The sequence below is a fragment of the Vibrio sp. 811 genome, assembly GCF_033339195.1.
The window spans coordinates 1-664 of the sequence record NZ_JAWOUB010000477.1; the positions used below are offsets into that span (position 1 = coordinate 1).

Genomic DNA, 664 nt, shown 5'->3' on the forward strand with positions numbered 1-664 from the left:
AGTGAGCTCGCGGTTTGTTGGCTACTAAAGCAGATGGAAGATCGATATCCAGAGCCTCCTCAGGACATGGAATCTGTTTTTCTCTACATCGCTAAGTGTTGTGATCAGCTCAAAGAAAAAGGCGTGTTCAATATGTTGCTCAGCGACGGCGAGTTTGTCATGACGTATTGTACTAATCACTTGTATTGGATTACGCGTCGCGCACCGTTTGGCAAGGCCGCTTTACTAGATGAAGATGTGGAGATCAACTTCCAAGAAGAAACAACACCAAACGATGTTGTTTCTGTCATTGCAACTCAGCCTTTAACCGGCAATGAGACTTGGCATCGAATGAAGCCCGGTGAATATGGTTTGTTTCACCTTGGTGAACTGATCCAAAACAATGCATCTGATTTGAAAGATGTGCCATTTGCAGCGCCCAAACCGGGTAATCAAGCTCCGACCGAACCGTTGGAATAACGACGTTTCTAGACATCAAGTTTTCCAAATAACAAAAAGGCAGTCACTCGACTGCCTTTTTTGATGCGATTTTGTATTGATTTTGTATGTAAGCCAGCAATAGCACTGAGAATTCTTAATCACCAGATCCGTTTGCTTAACTTGTGCTTATAACTAAGCTTTCCGCTGAATCAGTTGGCTCAGCATAAACAAAGAAGTCGCACTT

1 protein-coding gene is annotated in these 664 nt (G+C 43.4%); it reads left to right on the forward strand.

Annotated features, from left to right (window positions below):
• On the forward strand, nucleotides 1-459 hold a 459-nt coding region (locus tag R7Q46_RS27580; RefSeq protein ID WP_318078337.1), incomplete at its 5' end, for a class II glutamine amidotransferase.
• Nucleotides 460-664 lie beyond the last annotated feature (205 nt).